The following is a 19,175-nucleotide window of genomic DNA, read 5'->3' as shown; positions in this document are numbered from 1 at the left end:
CGCCTGGTCCCGCTTCGTGGCGGCGTTGGCGCAATCGCCGAAGGCAGTGCGCCGCCCAACGACGCAGGGGGTCATTTGCCAGGCTAGCCCTTGGGCCCGGCGGACGGCGTCGGCCAATGCGCCCACATGCCGTCGGCCGGAAACCCGATGTGCGCCGAGGGCGAACCACGCGCCATTTCCCTGGTCTGCCTTTGTTTTATCCGCCAGAAGGGATAAACCATGCAGATCAGCCGCCACGACCACCGCGTGCTGTACGACTTTTATCGTCAATGCCAAGCCTCGACCGAGCCGGTCCTCGACCTGGAAGGCGCACGTTACAAAATCGTCCGCCATCATGACGGCGACTTCACCGTCATTCAGCTCGAACGCGCCGCAAAGAAGTTGGAGACTTTCTTCAACCGCGCGCCGGCGACCGCCGGCCATGCAGGCACCACCATCGCCGCCATTCTCAACGACCCGCGAAAACACGCCGACTTTCAACTGCCGGTCGATCGCCATTACCAGGGCATTTGCTTCAGCGGCGGCGGCGCCAAAGGGTTCGGCTATCTCGGCATCGTCGACGAACTGGGACATGAGCAGATCCGGCACGTCCAGCAAGTTTCCGGCGCCTCCGCCGGAGCGCTCACCGCGATCGCATTCGCCATCGGCCTATCGGCGGACGAACTGCGCGCCGCGTTCAAGGACCAGCCCGCCACCCTGAAGCAGAAAGTGCTCGAACAAAGCCTACGCGCCAAAATTCTCTACGCGCTCAAACGCGCCCCCTACCTGACGCACCTACCCGACATCATCGGCGCCCAAGCGAGCGACGGCGACTGGGACGCCAAAATTGAAAGCATCACCTTTGCCCAGCTGGCGGCGTTGAAAGACCGCGTCGGCGACACGCCGGCAGCGCAGGGAACCTTGAAGGCGTTATTCATCTCCGCCAGCCTCATCGACAAAAAACACAATCTGACCTCGGAGGTGAAGCTATCAAGCGACACCACGCCCGATATGCCGATCTACAAAGCCGGCCTGGCCAGCGCGGCGCTGCCGGTGCTGCTAAAACCGGTGGCGGCAAGCCTGGCGGAAGCCAACCTGCCGCCGCAGTTCCCCAACAAGAACGGCATGGTCAAACTGCGCGATGGCGGCATACACAACAACCTGCCGTTCCGCTACCTGACGCAAGCGCAAAGCAATCTGATTCTGTCGTTCGACGGCAATGAGCGCATCCACGAAAAACCTTTGAGCTTCGGTGAGAAGATCAAGCAATGGCTATGCGACGAGCCGGTGTACAAACGCCGCCGCGCCGATCATTTGCTGGCCGAACGCTACGGCGTGCATTACCTCCAGCCCGAGGTCGCACTGACCGACACCAAGAAAGCGCGCGCCAACCTGGCGCACATCAGTCACCGTTGCGCGCGGGATTTTCACTACTACCGCCGGCAGCAAAGCGAAACGCCTAGCGTGGAGATGCACGACATCGCTCAAGAAGACCTGGAACTGAACCGCAGAAAGTATGGATAGCCGCCCATGACCCTCCTTGCCACCGAATTCCGGGCCATCGCCTGCGACGTTCTGCAAATCGATCGAGCCGGGCTCTACGACGATCAGATCGCGATCACCCTGCTCGACAGCGACGAACAGCCGCTAGTCTTGCACCTTCACCACAATGCGGCCGAACATCTGATCAGCCTGACCGGGTTATTGGGAGTGGAAATCGACGACAGCCTGCCGGCCGAGGTTCTGCTCGCCATTGGTCAAGCCGCGACCGAACCGCTGCGTGCGGGGTATGGCCTGGGCATCCTGCCGGAGACGCGCCATTTGGTGGTGTTCAAATTGATGCCGGAAACCCTGTTCACCCGCGAGCGTTTGCGCGAAGGGCTGGCCGAACTGTTACGCCAAGCCGCCATGTGGAATCGCACACTGGCGCGGCGCTGAAATGCGCCGGGCGCCCACGGCGCCCGGCAAAGCCGAAAAAAACGATTACCACCAAGCGGCCGCGCCCTGTTCCAGCAGGCGGCTCAACGATGCCGATTCCGACGCCGTTTCGGTCAATAGACCAGCCGGCGCATCGGCGCAATCCGGATCACGATCGGGAAGCAGTAACATCCCGCCGCCATCGGTTAAGGTCCAGTGTGCGTCCATGCTAAAAGCCTTTTCAGCCATGTCGATCTCCATCAAGCATTCGTGACAAGGATAAGGCGGCCTTGACTGCCAGCCGCTAGAACGAAGGAACGGAGATCATCGGAAAAGTTGCGCCGCCTGGCTAATAGAAGGGGCCGATGCTTTGGTCGAGCAGACGGCCCAGCACGCCGTCGTCAAAATTCAGCGCAACAACCCCGTCGAAGTCGAATGACGACGCCTGCTGCAGCCCGTTTTGCCCCCTGCTCGCCACATTGCCGCCATCATCGGCGCGCTCGCCGCAGCGGGACGCGTGTCCGGGAATCAAGAAAACACCGCCCTCATCGTCAAAAATATAGCCGCACGTCCTTACCACGACTTCGGTAGACATCATCGATCTCCTATCCATGTAAAAAACAAGGCGGCCCGCCGCGTCACGAGCCGCCTATCACAACAGAAAGAAATCGACCTAAAAAGTTGCCTTGCTATCAGGCTCCGAAGAGCCCCTGCTCGCGCGCCGCGTCGAGTTTTTCCTTCATATAAACCCACAACGCCGGGCAGCCTTCGCTGATCGGCGCCGACAACCGATTGATCACCTGCTCGTAGCGAATGCCGTTTTCGCGCCAGCTCTGGCCGTTATTGGCCAGATTGAGCAGACACGGCATGGCGCGGTCGGCGGCGTTGGCAAACTTGGCTTCCGGCGTCTCGCCGGCCTCGAACTCCTGCCACAAGGCCAGCAACGGCTCGGCCTGGTGCGATGGCAGCAGCCCGAAAATCCGCTGCACCGCCTTCAACTCCTCCGCCTTGCGCTCGGCCCAACCGCCTTCGGCGTAAACAATGGTGTCGCCGGTGTCGATTTCGCCGATATCGTGCACCAGCAGCAATTTGATCACATGGTGGATATCCACCGGCTCGATGGCGTATTCGACCAGCGACCAGGCCAACAGCGCGATCTGCCAGCTGTGTTCGGCCGAATTCTCATAGCGGGACAATCCCAGCGGCCGCGTTTTGCGCGTCACGCCTTTGAGTTTGTCCAGCTCCAGAATGAAATCGATGATTTGCTGCATCGCGGCCTCCGAGACAAAGCGCCATGGTATCACACCCCCTCACCCCCTTCGCCGAGCGCCAATAACCTTTCTAGTAAAATGGTTTTTGGCCATAATGGTTCCTTCGCGCCGCTCCGGCCGGCGTGCGCCGTTCTACTCCAATAACAGCAAAAGGAAGCGCAAATGTTTGGCAAGGGAAAACAAATAGAGGCATTGCAAACCCGCATTGCCGAGCTGGAACGAGACAATCAAACATTGCGCCAGCAAGCGGCGCAAGCCGACCACAGCGCCGAACTTGCCGCCGTGCGCAAGGAACTGACCTTTTTCAGCGAGCGCCGAGACAGCTACGTCGGCGCCTTCGATCAGTCGCTTCAAGCCACCGAGGTGCTGCGCAATACCATTGCCTCCTTGTCGGCCGGCCTGGACGACGAATATCGCGACGCCAGCAGCTCGCTGGCGCAGCTGTCGCACGTGCGCCATTCCCTCGACGCCATGCTTTCCGCCTTCAGTCAGATCACCACTCACCAGCAGAGCACGGCCAGCTCCATGGATCTGCTGGCACAGAAAAGCGGCGAAATCGCCGGCTTCGTCAAACTCATCCGCGAAATCGCCGATCAAACCAACCTCTTGGCGCTGAATGCCGCCATCGAGGCCGCGCGCGCCGGCGAACAGGGCCGCGGTTTCGCCGTCGTGGCCGACGAAGTGCGCAAACTGGCCGAGCGCACCTCGCTCGCCACCGGAGAAATCGCCACCCTGGTCGATGGCATCGAAACCGCTTCAAAAAATACCAAAGCGCAAGTCAACGCGTCGGCAGACAACGCCAGCAGCTTCCTCGACGAAGCGCAACGTACCTCGGCCGAAATCCGCCAATTGGCCAACAACGCAGAGAACATGGCCAACGCTATTGGCCACAGCGCCCACGCCAGTTTTCTGGAAGTCGTCAAGTTCGACCATTTGGTATTCAAACTCGGCATCTACAAAGCGCTGCTCGGCCTGCAAACATTGACGCCCGAACAACTCTCCGACCACCATGGCTGCCGCCTGGGAAAATGGTATCGCGAAGGTCGCGGCGCCAGCGAATACAGCCATCATCCGCGCTACAGAGACCTCGATCAGCCACACGCACAAGTTCACGAATGCGGGCGTGCCGTCATCGAGGCTTATGCACGCGAGGACTTCGCTGCCGTGCGCACCCACCTGGCCGCCATGGAACAGGCATCCGGTCGCGTAACCGACATTCTCGACAGCTTCGAAGCGCCCGTCGGCAACCGTTAAACCCTCCCGGCGGGCGCACTCACGCCCGCCGCCGTACCCTTCCTGCAACACACCCTCCGGCGCCGACGCTATATCTGGCGCGCCTTGCCGCCTCTCGCCACAAGGGATTGTGGCTTTCAATCATGAAAATTCCTTTGTCAATACTTGAATAGGCGAATTGGGACCACTAGAATTTGCGTCACACAAGGCTTAAAAACAATACATCTTGTGTTGCAAACAACGGCGCGCCTCAACCCGGCTACCACCAGCTCGGCCGGCGCAATAACAAGAAACCATCTGAAACAACGAGGACTCCATGTCATCGACTTTGCATGCAAACACCGGTGCCGAGGCGCAAGACGCCGACGCGGCGCCCGATTACAGTGCCTGGCAAACCATTCGCCGCAATGGCGCGGTGGTGCCGTTTGAACCGGTCAAGATTTCCGTCGCCATGAGCAAGGCCTTCCTGGCCGTGCTCGGCCAGCATGCGGCCGGCTCCGCCAGCCTGCGCGACAGAGTCGCCGCCCATACCGATACCGTGGTCGCCGCGCTGATGCGGCGCAAGCCCGACGGCGGCGCCATCCATATCGAAGAAATCCAGGACCAGGTCGAGCTGTCGCTGATGCGCGCCGGCGAACATGACGTGGCCCGCGCCTACGTGCTCTACCGCGAGGAACGCGCCCGCGAGCGCGCCCAGCGTCCCGAGCACCACCACGAAATCAACGTCGTCGCGAGCAACGGCCAGCGCCAGCCGCTCAACCTGACCGCGTTGCGCGCCACCATCGGCGCCGCCTGCAAAGGCCAAGCGCAAGCCGACGCCGACGCCATTCTGGCCGAAACGCTGAAAAACCTGTACGACGGCGTGAGCGCCGACGAAGTGGCCAAGTCGTCGATTCTGGCCGCGCGCGCGCTGATCGAACGCGACCCGTGCTATGACCTGGTCACCGCCCGTCTGTTGCTGGGCTCCATTCGCCAGGACATCCTGGGCGAACCGGTGGCGCAAGAAGCGATGGGCGCGCTCTACCCGAGCTACTTCGCCCGCTTCATCGCGCAGGGCATCGCGGCGGAACTGCTCGACAGCCGCCTGGCGGAATTCGATCTGGCCAAGCTCGGCGCCGCGCTCGACGCCGAGCGCGACCTGCAATTCGGCTACCTCGGCCTGCAAACGCTGTACGACCGCTACTTCCTGCACATCGACGGCCGGCGCATCGAAATGCCGCAGGCGTTCTTCATGCGCGTCGCCATGGGTCTGGCGCTGAACGAGCCGGAGCGCGAGGCGCGCGCCATCGATTTCTACAACGTGCTGTCGACCTTCGATTTCATGTCGTCGACGCCGACGCTATTCAATTCCGGCACCCGCCGCAGTCAGCTCTCCAGTTGCTATCTGACCACGGTGGCCGACGACCTCGACGGCATCTACGAAGCCATCAAGGAAAACGCCCTCCTATCCAAGTTCGCCGGCGGCCTGGGCAACGACTGGACCCCGGTGCGCGCCATGGGCGCCCACATCAAGGGCACCAACGGCAAATCGCAAGGCGTGGTGCCGTTCCTCAAGGTGGTCAACGACACCGCCGTGGCGGTGAATCAGGGCGGCAAACGCAAGGGCGCGGTCTGCGCCTACCTGGAAACCTGGCACGCCGATATCGAGGAATTCCTGGAGCTGCGCAAGAACACCGGCGACGATCGCCGCCGCACCCACGACATGAACACCGCCAACTGGATTCCGGACTTGTTCATGAAGCGCGTGCACGAGGGCGGCGACTGGACGCTGTTCTCGCCGTCGGAGTGCATCGACCTGCACGACCTCTACGGCGCCGCGTTCGAGAAACGCTACCGCGAGTACGAAGCCCTGGCCGACCAGGGTCTGATCAAGGTATTCAAGCGCGTGCCGGCCTTGAGCCTATGGCGCAAGATGCTGACCATGCTGTTTGAAACCGGGCATCCGTGGATCACCTTCAAGGACCCGTGCAATATCCGTAGTCCGCAGCGCCACATTGGCGTCGTGCACAGCTCCAACCTGTGCACCGAGATCACGCTCAACACCAACGACGAAGAAATCGCCGTGTGCAACCTGGGCTCGATCAACTTGGCGCGCCATATGAAGGACGGCGAGCTGGACGGCGACAAGCTCAAGCGCACCGTGTCTGTCGCCATGCGCATGCTCGACAACGTCATCGACATCAACTTCTACCCAGTGAAGAAGGCGGCCAATTCCAACCTCAAGCACCGTCCGGTGGGGTTGGGCATCATGGGCTTCCAGGACTGCCTGCACATCAAGCGCGTGCCCTACGCCTCGGCCGCCGCGGTCGAATTCGCCGACCGCGCGATGGAGCTCGTCGCCCATCACGCCTACTGGGCATCGACCGAGCTCGCCGAAGAGCGCGGCCGCTACCCGAGCTACGGCGGCAGCCTGTGGGATCAAGGCGTCTTGCCGCAAGACAGCATCAAGCTCTTGGCCGAAGAACGCGGCGGCAACCTTGAAATGGACCAAAGCGCCACACTCGACTGGGCGCCGCTGCGCCAGCGCATCCGCCAACACGGCATGCGCAACTCCAACTGCCTGGCCATCGCCCCCACCGCCACCATCGCCAACATCATCGGCGTATCGGCCTCGATCGAGCCGACCTACCAGAACCTGTTCGTCAAATCGAACTTGTCGGGCGAATTCACCGTCACCAACGAATACCTGGTGCGCGATCTGAAACAGCATGGCCTGTGGGACGAGGTGATGATCTCCGACCTCAAATACTTCGACGGCAGCCTGGGCCGCATCGACCGCGTGCCGGCGGCGCTGCGCGAACTGTACGCCACCGCGTTCGAGATCGACCCCAAGTGGCTGGTGGAGGCCGCCTCGCGCCGGCAGAAATGGATCGACCAGGCGCAGTCGCTCAACCTGTATATGGCCGGCGCATCCGGCAAGAAGCTGGACGAGCTCTACCGCCTGGCCTGGCTGCGCGGACTGAAAACCACCTACTACCTGCGCACGCTGGCGGCATCGTCCGGCGAGAAATCCACCGGTCGCGGCGGAGAGCTCAACGCCGTGCCGGTGGCGGGCGGCGAAGCGCTACGCGCGGCGGCGGGAATCGAACCCGCGACCGACGCCAAGTTTTGCTCGATTGACAATCCGGACTGCGAAGCCTGCCAGTAACAGCGGCGGCGGACTGACCGGCAACAACCAGAAAGGAAACAGCATGAGTGCCTCCGTCTTTTTGGCGTGCCAAAACGCCACCAACGGCGTCACCAACAACACGGTGAGGCTGACGTTCGACGCCCCCGGCCCGGACACGCCGCGCGCGTTGGCGGGCATGCTGATTCTGAGCAAGGCCAGCGTGCCGCTCTATGCCATCCGCCAGCAGGACCCGGCGCCGTTAGACGCCGATAGTCCGGCCTAGCCTTTCCAGGCCACGCCGCGGATCGCCCCCGAACGGGCGCGCCAGACGCGCCCGGCGGGCGGCGTACCCCCTAAAAACATAAAAATTATCGAGAAACCCATGTTGAACTTTGACGAAACCATCGAACCCAAGACCGCGCCGCCGGCTGCCAGCCGCGTCAACGTGGTCGACAAGCGCATCATCAACGGCACCACCGACGTCAACCAGTTAGTGCCGTTCAAATACAAATGGGCGTGGGAGAAATATCTATCGCAGTGCGCCAACCACTGGATGCCGCAGGAAATCAACATGCAGCGCGACATCGAGCAGTGGAAGACCGGCCAGCTCAGCGAAGACGAAATGCGCATCGTCAAGCGCAACCTGGGCTTTTTCGTGACCGCAGACAGCCTGGCGGCCAACAACATCGTGCTCGGCACCTACCGCCAGATCACCGCGCCCGAGTGCCGGCAGTTCTTGCTGCGCCAGGCGTTCGACGAGGCGATCCACACCCACGCCTATCAATACATCGTCGAAAGCCTGGGGCTCGACGAAGGCGAAGTGTTCAATGCCTACCATGAAATCGGCTCGATCAGCGCCAAGGACGATTTTCTCATTCCGTTCATCGACGTGCTGACCGACCCGCAATTCAAGACCGGCACCGTCGCCAACGATCAGAAACTGCTCAAGTCGCTGATCGTGTTCGCCTGCATCATGGAAGGGCTGTTCTTCTACGTCGGCTTTGTGCAGATCCTGGCGCTCGGCCGGCAAAACAAGATGACCGGCGCCGCCGAGCAATACCAATACATCCTGCGCGACGAGTCGATGCACTGCAATTTCGGCATCGACCTGATCAACACCATCAAACTGGAAAACCCGCAGCTGTGGACCGAGTCGTTCAAGGCCGAGCTCAACGACCTGTTCCAGCACGCGGTCGACCTGGAGTACGCCTACGCCGAGGACACCATGCCGCGCGGCGTGCTGGGCCTGAACGCCGGCATGTTCAAGGAATACCTGCGCTTCATCGCCAACCGGCGCATGACCCAGATCGGCATGGAGCCGCTATTCCCCGGCGCCGACAACCCGTTCCCGTGGATGAGCGAGATGATCGATCTGAAGAAGGAAAAGAACTTCTTCGAGACCCGCGTCACCGAATATCAGACCGGCGGCGCGTTGAGCTGGGACTGAGCGGTGCAATCGCTTTGCGTCTTTTGCGGATCGAGCGCCGGCAGCCGGCCGGTTTACGCCGACATGGCGCGCGCCACCGGCCGCGCCTTGGCACAAGCCGGTCTCTCGCTGATCTACGGCGGGGGCCAGGTCGGTCTGATGGGCGCGGTGGCCGACGCGGCGCTTGAGGCCGGCGGGCAGGTGATCGGCGTCATGCCGCGCCATCTGGTCGAACGCGAAATCGCTCACAAAGGCCTGTCACGGCTCGACGTAGTCGAGACCATGCACGAACGCAAGGCGCGCATGGCCGAACTCGCCGACGGCTTTATCGCGCTGCCCGGCAGTACCGGCACATTGGAAGAGCTGTTCGAGCAATGGACCTGGGCCCAACTCGGCCGCCACGACAAACCCTGCGGCGTACTCAATATCGCCGGCTACTACGATGCCCTGCTCGCCTTCGCCCGCCACATGAGCGACGAAGGTTTCATGCGCAAGGAATACCTCGACATGCTGGTGGTGGCGCAAACCCCGGAGGCCATTCTACGGGGGTTTGCGAGCTATCGGCCGCCGCCGAGGAAGTGGGGATAGCCGTCAGCGAAATGGCATTTTTTTGTAAAAACGTCTGCCGCTGATTTCCCGTCAAGCTCGCCACACAAACCCCGCCACGCGGGGTTTGTCATATATCGTGCCGCCGGCATGAAGCACGATGCCTTGATTCATCTTTTTCCATTGCAGAGAAAACTTGATTTTTGCAATATATTCAACGATATATTGTTTGTCATTTGACAAACTCCCCAGGAAAAGGAGGACATGATGGCACTGACCAAACCGGCGAGCACGACTCGCAAAACCACCACCACGGCGACCACCGCAAAAACCGCGGCCAGCCCGAAAACCACGGCAAAGACCACCACCAAGGTGAAAGCCGCCGCGCCCACTGCCAAGAAAATGGGCAAGTAAGCGTGGTTGGGGGCAAGGCCTTTCCTACCGCGCCGTAACACGGCAGGAAAGGCCACCCTCTTTAGGGTCTGTCTGCAAACTATTTGTGAACTGCGCTGACCTGGCAAATGGCCAGATGCTAGGCGGGGGGCGCCGGCCTTAGTCATTCTAAGGCCAAGCCGCCCAACGACGCAGATGGCCGTTTACCAGGCCAGCCCTTCGGGGCCGGTATCCGCCGGCGCATCGCGTTGTCGCTTGTCCCTGGCAGTGAATGACACTGCGGCGGGACGCGCTTCTAGCGCTGCATCCGGCTGATGCCGGCCGCAGCCGCAAATAGTTTGCAGACAGACCCTAGCCGCAAGCCTCCTACTGGGGGGCTTTTTATTTGCTGAAACGCTCATGTGCCATGACTGATCGAAAGGCCGCCCTACTTCAACCACGCACCATTGCCAAGGGCATTCAAACTGCTAGAATCGAGCCACGCTTTATCCGCTAAACATAAGGCCAGAAAAGGTTTTTAGACGCGAGGAGGACCTTCATGATTTTTGCGTCCAAGAAGAACGCAGAAGTAGAGAAGCTGATTGATATGCTCGACAAAAGCAAAGGCGTCGTCATTGACGACACCCATGGCAGAATCCGGCTCAATCTGGACGACCCCGACACACGGCAACGGATACGCGATACTGCCCATGCCTTCTTTCAGTCCATGCCTAAAGTAGGTCAATGACAGCACTCGCGCTGCTCATCATCGTCATAAGTGGTCATCTGTTTGTCGATCGAAGACCACTTTCGCGCTTTAAACAAGCAAAATCATCAGGGTGGGACGCCTACTTTCATGTCGGCGCCTGGGGCACTCTATTCGCTGTGATCTCCGCTCTTTTCATTGCGATCGGCATGGGATTAGCACATCAGTTCGGCTATTCGCCGCACAGAATATTGCCAGAGCTAAGTCTTGTCCTTGCGCAGGTCATCCAACCAGGCCATCTTGCACTGTTTTGCTGGGCAACACTCACGTGTCTATTGGGACTGATCTTTGGTCTCTTGGCCAACAGCGAGAAGCACATCAAGCGCGCTGTTGCTGAAATTACATTAACCGATGAGTTGGATCACATCTTCTATGTAGCAGTGGCACAAGAGCGGCTCATTCAAGTTACGACAAAATCCCGAAAAATTTATATTGGCTTTGCCACAACGCAAATCACAAATGACGATTTTTCCAGGCGGGAATATACCGCCATACTGCCATTTGCTAGCGGTTATCGTGACAAAGACACCCTCAAAATTCAGTTGGTGAATGACTACCATGGGTTCTACAACCGAACAGGAGAAGATCTCAGTCAATATAAGGTCGTGATTCCCGTCGCTGAAATCAGTTGCGTGGCATTTTTTGACCACGCGGCTTACAGCCACATCTCCCAAGCAAACGCGCCAATCAGTGACAGCACCTTGGCTGACGCTCAGTTTGCACTACCTTAAACCGCAGTTCTCTCTTCTGCCACAAGCCTTCCAGAGAGGCTTTTTATTTGCCAGGGCACTTCCCTGACAGCTGGTGGTCAAGGTGAATCGGGCGATTCGCTCGCCATTGACATGGAGGGAGGGGCTGAATGAGCAGGTTTGTCGTTATTTCAGGGTATTCGGGTGGAGGCAAGTCCACCTTGCTGGCGGAACTCAATCGGCGTGGCTATCGCGTGGTGGAAGAACCCGCCAAGCGCATCGTCAGCAACCAACTGGCCTTGAATGGCGCCCTGCGGCCGTGGTTCGAGCCTCGCGTCTACGTGCTACGCACGCTCGTTATGGCGTTGGAAGACATCATCACCGTACAGAAAACCGCCAAAGCAGACGAATGGGTTTTCTTCGACCGCAGCTGGACCGACTCCGTGGTAACTTACCACCTCCTCAGCAGCGAGCCACTATCGAGCCTGCTGGGACAACTGCCGCGCAACCACCACCGAGTGTTTCTAGCCCCGCCCTGGCCGGAAATCCAACCACAAGACGCCACGCGTTGGTACAGTATTGAGAGCGCCACGGCGGAATATACACAGTTGCTGGAAGGCTATCCCAAGCTCGGCTACGACGTCTGCATCCTGCCCAAGACCAGCGTGGCCGAACGCGCCGATTTCGTTCTGCACACACTGGGCATATAGCCGCCACCCCGCATCAACACACCGCCGCGCCCAGCGTTTCGCTGATGATGCGCCCCAGCGTCTCGGTCGCTTGCCGGTCAGCTTCTTCGTGCGCGAATAGCCGCAGCGACAGGGGTTGCAGCGCGGGCAAGCCCTGGCTGCGCGGCAGGTCGGCGGGACAGAGGGCATCGGCCAGCACGGTCACCGCCAGGCCGGCACGGACAATGGCGATATTCGGCAAGATACCGTCGGCGACGATGGCGGCCCGCCAATCGATCCCCGCGGCATCAAGCGCTTGGATGGCCGCCTGGCGCATGCCGCAGCCATCGGGATGCAGCGCCAGCGGCACCGGTCCGCCCTGCCACTCGCCCAGCCAGCATAATGACAACCGCGACAATTCCACGCCGCCACGCGACGCCAGCGGCTTCATGCCGATCACCACATCGTAGCGAAAGCCGAGCAGCGGCAATAACTCGCGCGTCGACGCCGAGTGAATCTCCAGTTGCAACGACGGCGCCTCATCGTGCAAGCGCCGCAAAATCTCCGCCAGGGCAAACCCTGCCAGATCCTCGACAATGCCGACGCGCAGCGTTCGCTGCACGGCCAAGCCGTGCACGGCGCGCTTGGCCTCATCCGCCAGGTCGACCAAGCGCTGCGCGTATTCGACAAAGCGCTCGCCGGCCACCGTCAAACGAATCGCTCGGCTAGTCCGCACCAGCAAAGGACCGCCAACGAGGCCTTCCAGCCGCTGAATTTGCTGGCTTACCGCCGATTGAGTCCGGCCCACCTGCTCAGCGGCGCCGACAAAACTGCCCTGGCGAATCACCGCCAGAAAGGTCTTCAGTAGATCCGCGTCCATAAATCAATATTTCTTATCTTTTGCTTAATCATTATTCGTTTAACTTATTCAACCACAGCCACTACGCTATTGCCACCATCTCAAGCAAAAAAGAAAGGACGAAACATGGCATACCGTATCGCAGTCGGCGGCGCCACCGGCAATGTCGGGGGCGTCATGTTGGCCACGTTGGCCGCGCGTGGCTTCCCCGCCGAACAGGTCGTGGCCTTGGCATCCGCCCGTTCCGTCGGACAGACCGTCGACTACGGCGGCAACCGGCTCACGGTGTCGGATTTGGCTCGCCACGATTTCAACCAAACGGACATCCTGTTTCTCTCCACCGGCGGCGAGAATTCGAGCGTGCTCTCGCCCCAGGCAGCCGAGACGGGCTGCGTGGTAATCGATAACAGCTCCGCGTTCCGGATGGCGCCCGATGTGCCGCTGGTCGTGCCCGAAGTCAACGTCTCCGCCTTGGACGGCTGGTCCGCTCGGCGCATTTTGCCGGTGGCCAATTGCTCGACCATACAGCTTGCGGTGGCGCTGGCGCCGTTGCACCGCGCCGCCGGCATTCGGCGCGTCGTGGTCGCCACCTATCAATCGGTATCCGGTGGCGGCAAGCGCCAGGTGGCAAGACTGCGGCAGGAAGTGGAAACGGCCCGGCTAGCGGGCTCGACGGTGACATGGCCGACGCCAGAAACCGACGAAGCGGCGGTGCCGTATGCGTTCAACGTCATTCCGCACATCGACAGCTTCCTCGATGACGGCCGCACTCGGGAAGAATGGAAGATGGAGCAGGAGTTGCACAAAATCCTGGCCCCCGAAATCCGCTTGAGCGCCACTTGCGTGCGGGTTCCGGTGATGGTGGGCCACGCCGAGGCCGTGAACGTCGAATTGGCGAGGGCCCTCGACGTGGCAACGGCGCGCCGCTTGCTGACCGAGGCGCCCGGCATCACCGTGCACGACGTGCCTGCGCCGGGCGGTTACGCCACCCCGCTGAGCGCGGCGGGCGAGGATGACGTCTTCGTCTCCCGCTTGCGCGCCGACCCCACGGTGACAAACGGCTTGAATCTCTGGGTGGTGGCCGACAACGTCCGCAAGGGCGCGGCGCTCAACGCGGTGCAGATTGCCGAGGCGCTGATCCAGCGCGCCGACTTCAATGCGCACGTCGCCCGGCGCCGCGGCACCGCATAAGCCGCCTTGGGGAGCGCGCCGAATGGCGCGCCTCAGGCCAACACCCAGCGCGTCTAATCACTCTGGCCACGACGTATCGGCCCGACGACGGATGGACGCCATGACGGAATCGTTACATTAATGGGGCCTTCCATGCCAAGGCGGCGAAAAGGCCTGCTTCATGAACCACGGCGAAATCACGACATTTCTATCCGCGTACCCCAAACTGTGCGCACAGTTTTCCGGTACCACGCTGCACGACCTGCTAACCCTGTCCTCGGTCGAAAGGATTAAATCGAAAGAGTACGTCTTCTGCATCGATGAAAGCAGCGACAATTTATTCTTGATCGTCAGCGGCATTATTTCCGTTGTCATCTCCGACAAGAAAAGCCGGGTGATCGAAATATTGGAGCCGGGCGACTTTATCGGCGAGGCGGCGCTGCTGTTGGACAGGATCTACCAACATGACGCCAGAGCGCTTTGCGATAGCACCTTATTGTGCATCCCCAAGGATATGCTCAATAACATCCATGGCATGCATGCCGAGCTCAGCCTGATGCTGGCGCGCAATTTGGCGAAACGCTGGTTTGCCCTGACCGAGAACATCAATTTGACCTCGCATGCGGATGCGCTGCGCCGGGTCGGCAACTATCTGCTGCACTTGAACTATAAAGATGGCTGCGCCCGCTTTCCTTGCGACAAAGCGGTGATCGCCTCGCTATTGAATATCGAGCCGGAAACCCTGTCGCGCACGCTGCAGGTGCTGCGATCGCAGGGCACCATCCATGTCAGCGGCAGAAATATCACCCTTCTCGACGCGTTGTCGCTCCAGCAGATCGCCCGCGGCACCGAGGCGGATGAGGTCCCGGCAACAGCGTCATGATCGCGGGCGTCGTCACATCCCCAGGGCGCTTTTGCGAATTTCCGTGACCACGCGGCGGTAATCATCGAGATTTCCGCACAACATCGTCCGTGCGTTGCCGTTGCTATCCCAAACGGTCCGTTGCAACCGCAAGCGCAATTGGCTTTCGCGCGCGCTGCCGGCAGGCCGGATGCTGAGCAGCAGCTCGGTGGTTTGATGGTCCGGTTTGCCCGGCAATGGCAGTTTCATCTTCAGCAGGCCGCGCAGCACTTGCCGGGCTTCGCTGACCAACACCTCATCCTTGTCGGCGCGAATCAAGTTGAAATCGGCGTCCTGGTCGAGCGGCTGATAACCCAGGCGCGGCAGCGCGCGTTGCGTGGCCTGAAACGCCTGTGCCGGCGCCAGCGCCAACACCGCGTCTTGCCACCGCGCCTGATCGGCCATGCCGGCCGCATCGCAATCGACGCGCAACTGGCTGGAACTGTAGTGCAAATAGGTGCCACCACTCCCTTGCACTTGCTCACCGTCAGCGGCAAAACCGGGAGGCGCCATCAACAGGCTTGCGCCCTGCAGCAGAATACACATTTTTCTCATGACGAAATTCTAACAACGCCATTGCGTCATGTCATTTGGATTGAAAATTCTTGTCCGCGCCACCATCAGCATTTCTTATTACTGACGCCAATATTATTCGTTTAACACGCCCCGCGATTGGCACTACGCTATCGCTCATACCCATCCTTGGACGCGGAGTTTTTCTTGAAAGCACTCACCTTCAGCCGCTTCGGCGAACCGGACGTTCTCGAATACATCGACGTTCCCGATCCCATCCCCACCTCTGGCTATGCGATCGTTCGCACCGAGGCGATCGGCCTGAACTTTGCCGACGTATACCGCCGGCGCGGCCACTATCACCTACAAGGCCAACCGCCATACATCGCCGGTTATGAAGCGGCGGGCACGATCCTCTCGGCCGAAGGCGACAGCCCCTTTCCCGTCGGCACCCGCGTCGTCTTTGCCGACGCCCCCTACGCCAATGCCGAGCTGGTATCCGTGCCGTTCGACAAGCTGATTGCGCTGCCGGACGATATCGCTTTCGACATCGCGGCCGCCTCGGCGCTGCAAGGCCTCACCGCGCAGTATCTGGTATCGGATAGTCACGCGATTCAAGCGGGAGAGACCGTTTTGATCCATGCCGCGGCGGGCGGTGTCGGGCTATTACTGGTGCAAATGGCCAAGCGCTTGGGCGCGAAGGTCATCGGCCTGACCTCCCGCGCCGACAAAGTGCCGCCGGTACGCGAAGCCGGCGCCGATGAAGTGCTGTTGTACGAATCGGACTGGGTGCAACAGGCGCAAGCCGGTAGCCGCGATGGCCGCGGCGTCGACGTGGTGTACGAGTCGGTCGGCACCACACTGCTCGACAGCCTGCGCGCCACGCGCACCGGCGGTCATGTCGTGTTTTACGGCATGGCGGCCGGCGATCCGCCGCACGTCGATCCGCGTTGGCTGATGGACCGGTCGCAGACACTGAGCGGCGGCGATCTATGGAACGTACTGACCTCGGCGCACGAGCGCCGTCAGCGCGCCGCGATGCTGTTCGACGGCATTCGCAGTGGCGCCGTGCGGGTGCATATCGCCGCGCGTTTTGCGCTGGCCGATGGCGCACAAGCGCATGCGTTCCTGGAAAGCCGGCGGTCGAGCGGCAAGGTGCTGCTCATTCCCTGAGCGAGGAGGCGCGAGCCCTGGGCATGCTCACGCGACAGGGCTCGCGTGGCCTTCCTGCATGCGAACACGCCTCTCCACCATGGAAACTGACTGACAGGTAAACCTGTCATATCGTGGGATATATCTACTAGATGCGTGGCACAACAAGATAGCGCTGAGCATAGCTGCGGACAGCGCCAATGGAGATAGCCTTATGACAGTCGTGAAAGCCAAAGAACCGCTCGATGAACCGGTGACAGCAGACGTACTCGCCCAGGCCATCACGCGTGGGCACGATCGCCAATCCACCAGTTCACACGCCACATCGATACGCTATCTGCCCGCCCCCCGTGCCCTGCTGATCGGCTTTGCCAATGCAAGCCCCGTGATGCTGCCTGTGGCCAACTATCCTGAACTCGCCACGCTCGATCAGGCAGCACTTGAGCGTTTGCAGCTTGGTTTTGGCGGCAGCGCTCTGTGCCTGGAAGAACAAGACGTGCATATCTCGATCGCTGGGCAGATTTCGGGAAACCAACAATGAATGAGTGTTTGCGCAAGAAAGTTGCCGGCGCTTAAGTCTTGTTGCATGTCTATAAACCGTGCGTTGCTTCGCGAACGCACGCTACACACTCCCAGCCCGGGCACCTCACGGGGTCCGCCTAATGACAATCCCGACAACGCACAGACCCCGCAGAAAACACCATGAGGCTTGATGCGCTGGCGCAGATCACAAGTTGCGTTGTTCCATCATAACCCCCGCTCAAGCAAGCGTTTCGAGAAACCCCATTCATTGTCATACCAGGCCAGCACCCTAACCAAGCGACAGCCGCTGCCCGGCAAGCCCGAGCACCGGCCCAAATGCCAATTACTTACCCTTCGCTTTGGGGGCTGGTGCCGCACTCCCGGCCGAAGCATCTTTGCCTGCGGCGATATTAACGGCACCGGTGACGACTGTCTTGAAATTAGCGATATAGTCACTTGCCCCGATGATGCCGTTGCCATAGGCCATGCAAAGGTGAAATAGCGCGACATTGGTAAAATGAGAGGCCGCATCCTCTCCTTGGAGGTTGACAATGGATTCGTTGGCGGCACTACTCGCATCCATCTTTTGCGATGCCGGCGTGTCGGCGACCTTCACATTCAGCCCCACGCTAACGCCACCAGAGGTTGAGAAATTCTTGCCGGCTTCGGCAGGACTGACACACATAACGGGAGAAAACCGATCAGTCGATCCTTCCGCCCCCACCATACCGGATGGATCGCGCCGAAAGAGCACATATGCCTGACTATCGCTCGGTTTGGTCAGCACGATTTTGCCGAGCAAATGACAGTCTTTAATCTTTTTCAATCGCCTACCATCGCTGGTTTTGATGACATCAGGCGAATTGTCATCGCACGTGGTACTTTGCCAACAATTTCCTGTATCAAGATCGGTGATTTGACCCGCGGTAAAAGAAGAGCGCTCTCCCTGCATGTAGGTACCACCACGATCATTATCGATATATTTGGATTCAAACACGCCGCACCCGCTGATTAGCACGGCCGCAGCAGCGCTCAAGACCAGCACGGCTACCCTTTGGTCACTCATACCCCCTCCCATGCGAATGTTGATTATGCATATTGCATTTGCTTTGTAGTCAACGATAGGGGGTATTGAATAGTATTTTTTGCGCAGCGCAACCGCCGAGAGCCAGAGAGCCTCACTATCGGTCAAGCCGCCGCAGGGAAGAAGTGCCGGTCCGGGCCCCTCACGGGGCCCGCCTCCGGTTAGTGCTTAATCAGCGGTGAGAACCAAGCAGCCGGCCACCTCCCGCGCCCGCGCCGCCACGGGAAGATACAGCCATGAGGTGTTGGCGTCGATCGGCGCCGCGCGCCACGCCAAACGGCTATCGACCACCAAGCGGCAAACGTCCGGATTGCGACGCTGTTCGCGTGGGTTGCACAACACCGAGATCAAAGAAAGCAACTGCTCTTGGCGGAAACGCTGGGTTGGAGAAACGACGTGAACTGCCTTACCATCATGAGTAGCCATGACTCGCTCCTGTACAGTGGGTTTGGTTAGCGGGTCCGGGGTGCTGGTAACGCCCCGGGCTCGCGCCTCAATAAAACACGGCGAATGCCGCGCCCACCACCTTATCCAGCAAGCGCCGATTCGACAAGATAGCGTGACTGTCAGGAAAATCTGAAAATTCAACACCCACTAATTGTTTCCCAAGAGGAAACGATTAATTGCCGTTTACATCGTTTATTTACCTACTATTCCGCCGTAGGCTAAGGCATCACTCACCTTATCTTGCGCTTGCTATGCCCCGCTCCTTTTCAGCGCCCACCGTATTGCCAGGCTCCGCCCTGGTCCACCGCCTGTCGGCGCCCGCTATGCCACCCAGCGGCGCCGTGCTGTTGCTGCATGGCGTCGGCAGCAATGAATCGGACCTGCTGGGGCTCGCGGATGGCCTGGCCGACGATGTGCTGATTGCGTCATTGCGCGCACCGCTCCCCCTGTCGCCGACCCAATTTGCCTGGTTCGCCGTGCGTTTCACGCCGCAAGGGCCGCAGATCGAGGCGGCGCAAGCCGAGGCCAGCCGCCAGGCGCTGATCGGATTC

22 protein-coding genes and 2 pseudogenes are annotated in these 19,175 nt (G+C 60.3%); 17 read left to right on the top strand and 7 right to left on the bottom strand.

The genetic code is table 11. From position 1 onward, the window contains the following. Positions 1-219: 219 nt before the first annotated feature. Both JOZ06_RS12370 and JOZ06_RS12365 read left to right on the top strand, forming a co-directional pair. Complete coding sequence (locus JOZ06_RS12370) at positions 220-1,503, top strand: patatin-like phospholipase family protein (RefSeq protein ID WP_293232842.1); 1,284 nt, start codon at positions 220-222, stop codon at positions 1,501-1,503. Positions 1,504-1,509: 6 nt separating this feature from the next. Continuing rightward, a complete protein-coding gene (locus JOZ06_RS12365) occupies positions 1,510-1,917 on the top strand; it encodes a hypothetical protein (protein WP_293232840.1) in 408 nt (135 codons plus the stop codon). A gap of 45 nt (positions 1,918-1,962) precedes the next feature. On the opposite strand, the gene JOZ06_RS12360 is transcribed toward JOZ06_RS12365, so the two are convergent. From JOZ06_RS12360 to JOZ06_RS12350, 3 genes are all read right to left on the bottom strand, one after another. Beyond that, positions 1,963-2,145: a hypothetical protein gene (locus JOZ06_RS12360; RefSeq protein WP_293232838.1), complete on the bottom strand. Its 183-nt coding sequence runs from the start codon at positions 2,143-2,145 to the stop codon at positions 1,963-1,965. Between the two features lie 100 nt (positions 2,146-2,245). Continuing rightward, positions 2,246-2,494, bottom strand: a complete 249-nt coding sequence (locus tag JOZ06_RS12355) for a hypothetical protein (protein WP_293232836.1) — start codon at positions 2,492-2,494, stop codon at positions 2,246-2,248. A 94-nt stretch (positions 2,495-2,588) separates the two neighbouring features. Further along, positions 2,589-3,167 (bottom strand): HD family hydrolase, encoded by a 579-nt coding sequence (locus JOZ06_RS12350; protein WP_293232834.1) that lies wholly within the window; start codon positions 3,165-3,167, stop codon positions 2,589-2,591. A gap of 489 nt (positions 3,168-3,656) precedes the next feature. Here JOZ06_RS12350 and JOZ06_RS12345 point away from each other — a divergent pair. The 10 genes and pseudogenes from JOZ06_RS12345 to JOZ06_RS12300 all read left to right on the top strand — a co-directional run. Further along, positions 3,657-4,061: pseudogene (locus tag JOZ06_RS12345) on the top strand (methyl-accepting chemotaxis protein); the annotation flags it as partial. Then, a complete protein-coding gene (locus JOZ06_RS12340; RefSeq protein ID WP_293232896.1) occupies positions 4,038-4,421 on the top strand; it encodes a CZB domain-containing protein in 384 nt (127 codons plus the stop codon). The pseudogene JOZ06_RS12345 and the gene JOZ06_RS12340, both read left to right, overlap by 24 nt. A 295-nt stretch (positions 4,422-4,716) precedes the next feature. Further along, entirely contained in the window at positions 4,717-7,548 is a 2,832-nt protein-coding gene (locus JOZ06_RS12335; protein ID WP_293232832.1) for a ribonucleoside-diphosphate reductase subunit alpha, read from the top strand. A gap of 43 nt (positions 7,549-7,591) precedes the next feature. Continuing rightward, positions 7,592-7,792, top strand: a complete 201-nt coding sequence (locus tag JOZ06_RS12330; protein ID WP_293232831.1) for a hypothetical protein — start codon at positions 7,592-7,594, stop codon at positions 7,790-7,792. Positions 7,793-7,891: 99 nt separating this feature from the next. After that, the gene (locus JOZ06_RS12325; protein WP_293232829.1) at positions 7,892-8,956 is read left to right on the top strand and encodes a ribonucleotide-diphosphate reductase subunit beta; all 1,065 of its coding nucleotides are present in this window, start codon (positions 7,892-7,894) and stop codon (positions 8,954-8,956) included. Positions 8,957-8,959: 3 nt separating this feature from the next. Further along, complete coding sequence (locus JOZ06_RS12320) at positions 8,960-9,523, top strand: TIGR00730 family Rossman fold protein (RefSeq protein ID WP_293232828.1); 564 nt, start codon at positions 8,960-8,962, stop codon at positions 9,521-9,523. Between the two features lie 222 nt (positions 9,524-9,745). Next, on the top strand, positions 9,746-9,895 hold the full coding sequence (locus JOZ06_RS12315; RefSeq protein ID WP_293232826.1) for a hypothetical protein: 150 nt from the start codon (positions 9,746-9,748) through the stop codon (positions 9,893-9,895). Between the two features lie 517 nt (positions 9,896-10,412). Further along, positions 10,413-10,601: a hypothetical protein gene (locus tag JOZ06_RS12310; protein WP_293232824.1), complete on the top strand. Its 189-nt coding sequence runs from the start codon at positions 10,413-10,415 to the stop codon at positions 10,599-10,601. Next, positions 10,598-11,350 (top strand): hypothetical protein, encoded by a 753-nt coding sequence (locus JOZ06_RS12305; protein ID WP_293232823.1) that lies wholly within the window; start codon positions 10,598-10,600, stop codon positions 11,348-11,350. The genes JOZ06_RS12310 and JOZ06_RS12305 overlap by 4 nt, the downstream gene beginning before the upstream one ends. Before the next feature lie 128 nt (positions 11,351-11,478). After that, positions 11,479-12,018 carry an AAA family ATPase gene (locus JOZ06_RS12300; protein ID WP_293232821.1) on the top strand — a complete coding sequence of 180 codons (540 nt, stop codon included), beginning with the start codon at positions 11,479-11,481 and terminating at the stop codon, positions 12,016-12,018. A 13-nt stretch (positions 12,019-12,031) separates the two neighbouring features. Here JOZ06_RS12300 and JOZ06_RS12295 read toward each other — a convergent pair whose 3' ends face one another. Next, positions 12,032-12,856: a LysR family transcriptional regulator gene (locus tag JOZ06_RS12295; RefSeq protein ID WP_293232819.1), complete on the bottom strand. Its 825-nt coding sequence runs from the start codon at positions 12,854-12,856 to the stop codon at positions 12,032-12,034. Positions 12,857-12,961: 105 nt separating this feature from the next. Between JOZ06_RS12295 and JOZ06_RS12290 the strand changes: the two genes are divergently transcribed. Together JOZ06_RS12290 and JOZ06_RS12285 are read left to right on the top strand one after the other, a co-directional pair. Further along, positions 12,962-14,026 carry an aspartate-semialdehyde dehydrogenase gene (locus tag JOZ06_RS12290; protein ID WP_293232817.1) on the top strand — a complete coding sequence of 355 codons (1,065 nt, stop codon included), beginning with the start codon at positions 12,962-12,964 and terminating at the stop codon, positions 14,024-14,026. Between the two features lie 160 nt (positions 14,027-14,186). Further along, entirely contained in the window at positions 14,187-14,888 is a 702-nt protein-coding gene (locus JOZ06_RS12285; protein WP_293232815.1) for a Crp/Fnr family transcriptional regulator, read from the top strand. Between the two features lie 12 nt (positions 14,889-14,900). On the opposite strand, the gene JOZ06_RS12280 is transcribed toward JOZ06_RS12285, so the two are convergent. Next, positions 14,901-15,461 carry a hypothetical protein gene (locus JOZ06_RS12280; RefSeq protein WP_293232813.1) on the bottom strand — a complete coding sequence of 187 codons (561 nt, stop codon included), beginning with the start codon at positions 15,459-15,461 and terminating at the stop codon, positions 14,901-14,903. A gap of 165 nt (positions 15,462-15,626) precedes the next feature. Between JOZ06_RS12280 and JOZ06_RS12275 the strand changes: the two genes are divergently transcribed. Together JOZ06_RS12275 and JOZ06_RS12270 are read left to right on the top strand one after the other, a co-directional pair. Beyond that, the gene (locus JOZ06_RS12275; protein WP_293232811.1) at positions 15,627-16,592 is read left to right on the top strand and encodes a quinone oxidoreductase; all 966 of its coding nucleotides are present in this window, start codon (positions 15,627-15,629) and stop codon (positions 16,590-16,592) included. A 193-nt stretch (positions 16,593-16,785) separates the two neighbouring features. Further along, the gene (locus tag JOZ06_RS12270) at positions 16,786-17,112 is read left to right on the top strand and encodes a DUF2442 domain-containing protein (RefSeq protein WP_293232809.1); all 327 of its coding nucleotides are present in this window, start codon (positions 16,786-16,788) and stop codon (positions 17,110-17,112) included. A gap of 324 nt (positions 17,113-17,436) precedes the next feature. Here JOZ06_RS12270 and JOZ06_RS12265 read toward each other — a convergent pair whose 3' ends face one another. Together JOZ06_RS12265 and JOZ06_RS12260 are read right to left on the bottom strand one after the other, a co-directional pair. Then, the gene (locus JOZ06_RS12265) at positions 17,437-18,159 is read right to left on the bottom strand and encodes a hypothetical protein (RefSeq protein WP_293232807.1); all 723 of its coding nucleotides are present in this window, start codon (positions 18,157-18,159) and stop codon (positions 17,437-17,439) included. A gap of 186 nt (positions 18,160-18,345) precedes the next feature. Then, positions 18,346-18,603, bottom strand: coding sequence for a hypothetical protein (locus tag JOZ06_RS12260; RefSeq protein WP_293232805.1), 258 nt, complete (start codon positions 18,601-18,603; stop codon positions 18,346-18,348). Between the two features lie 344 nt (positions 18,604-18,947). Between JOZ06_RS12260 and JOZ06_RS12255 the strand changes: the two are divergent. Then, positions 18,948-19,175: pseudogene (locus JOZ06_RS12255) on the top strand (phospholipase); the annotation flags it as partial.

The sequence above is a fragment of the Paludibacterium sp. genome (assembly GCF_019232825.1).
Classification (GTDB): Bacteria; Pseudomonadota; Gammaproteobacteria; order Burkholderiales; family Chromobacteriaceae; genus Paludibacterium.
Note: the sequence above shows the minus strand (reverse complement) of the source record. Positions and strands in the feature narration are given on the sequence as shown.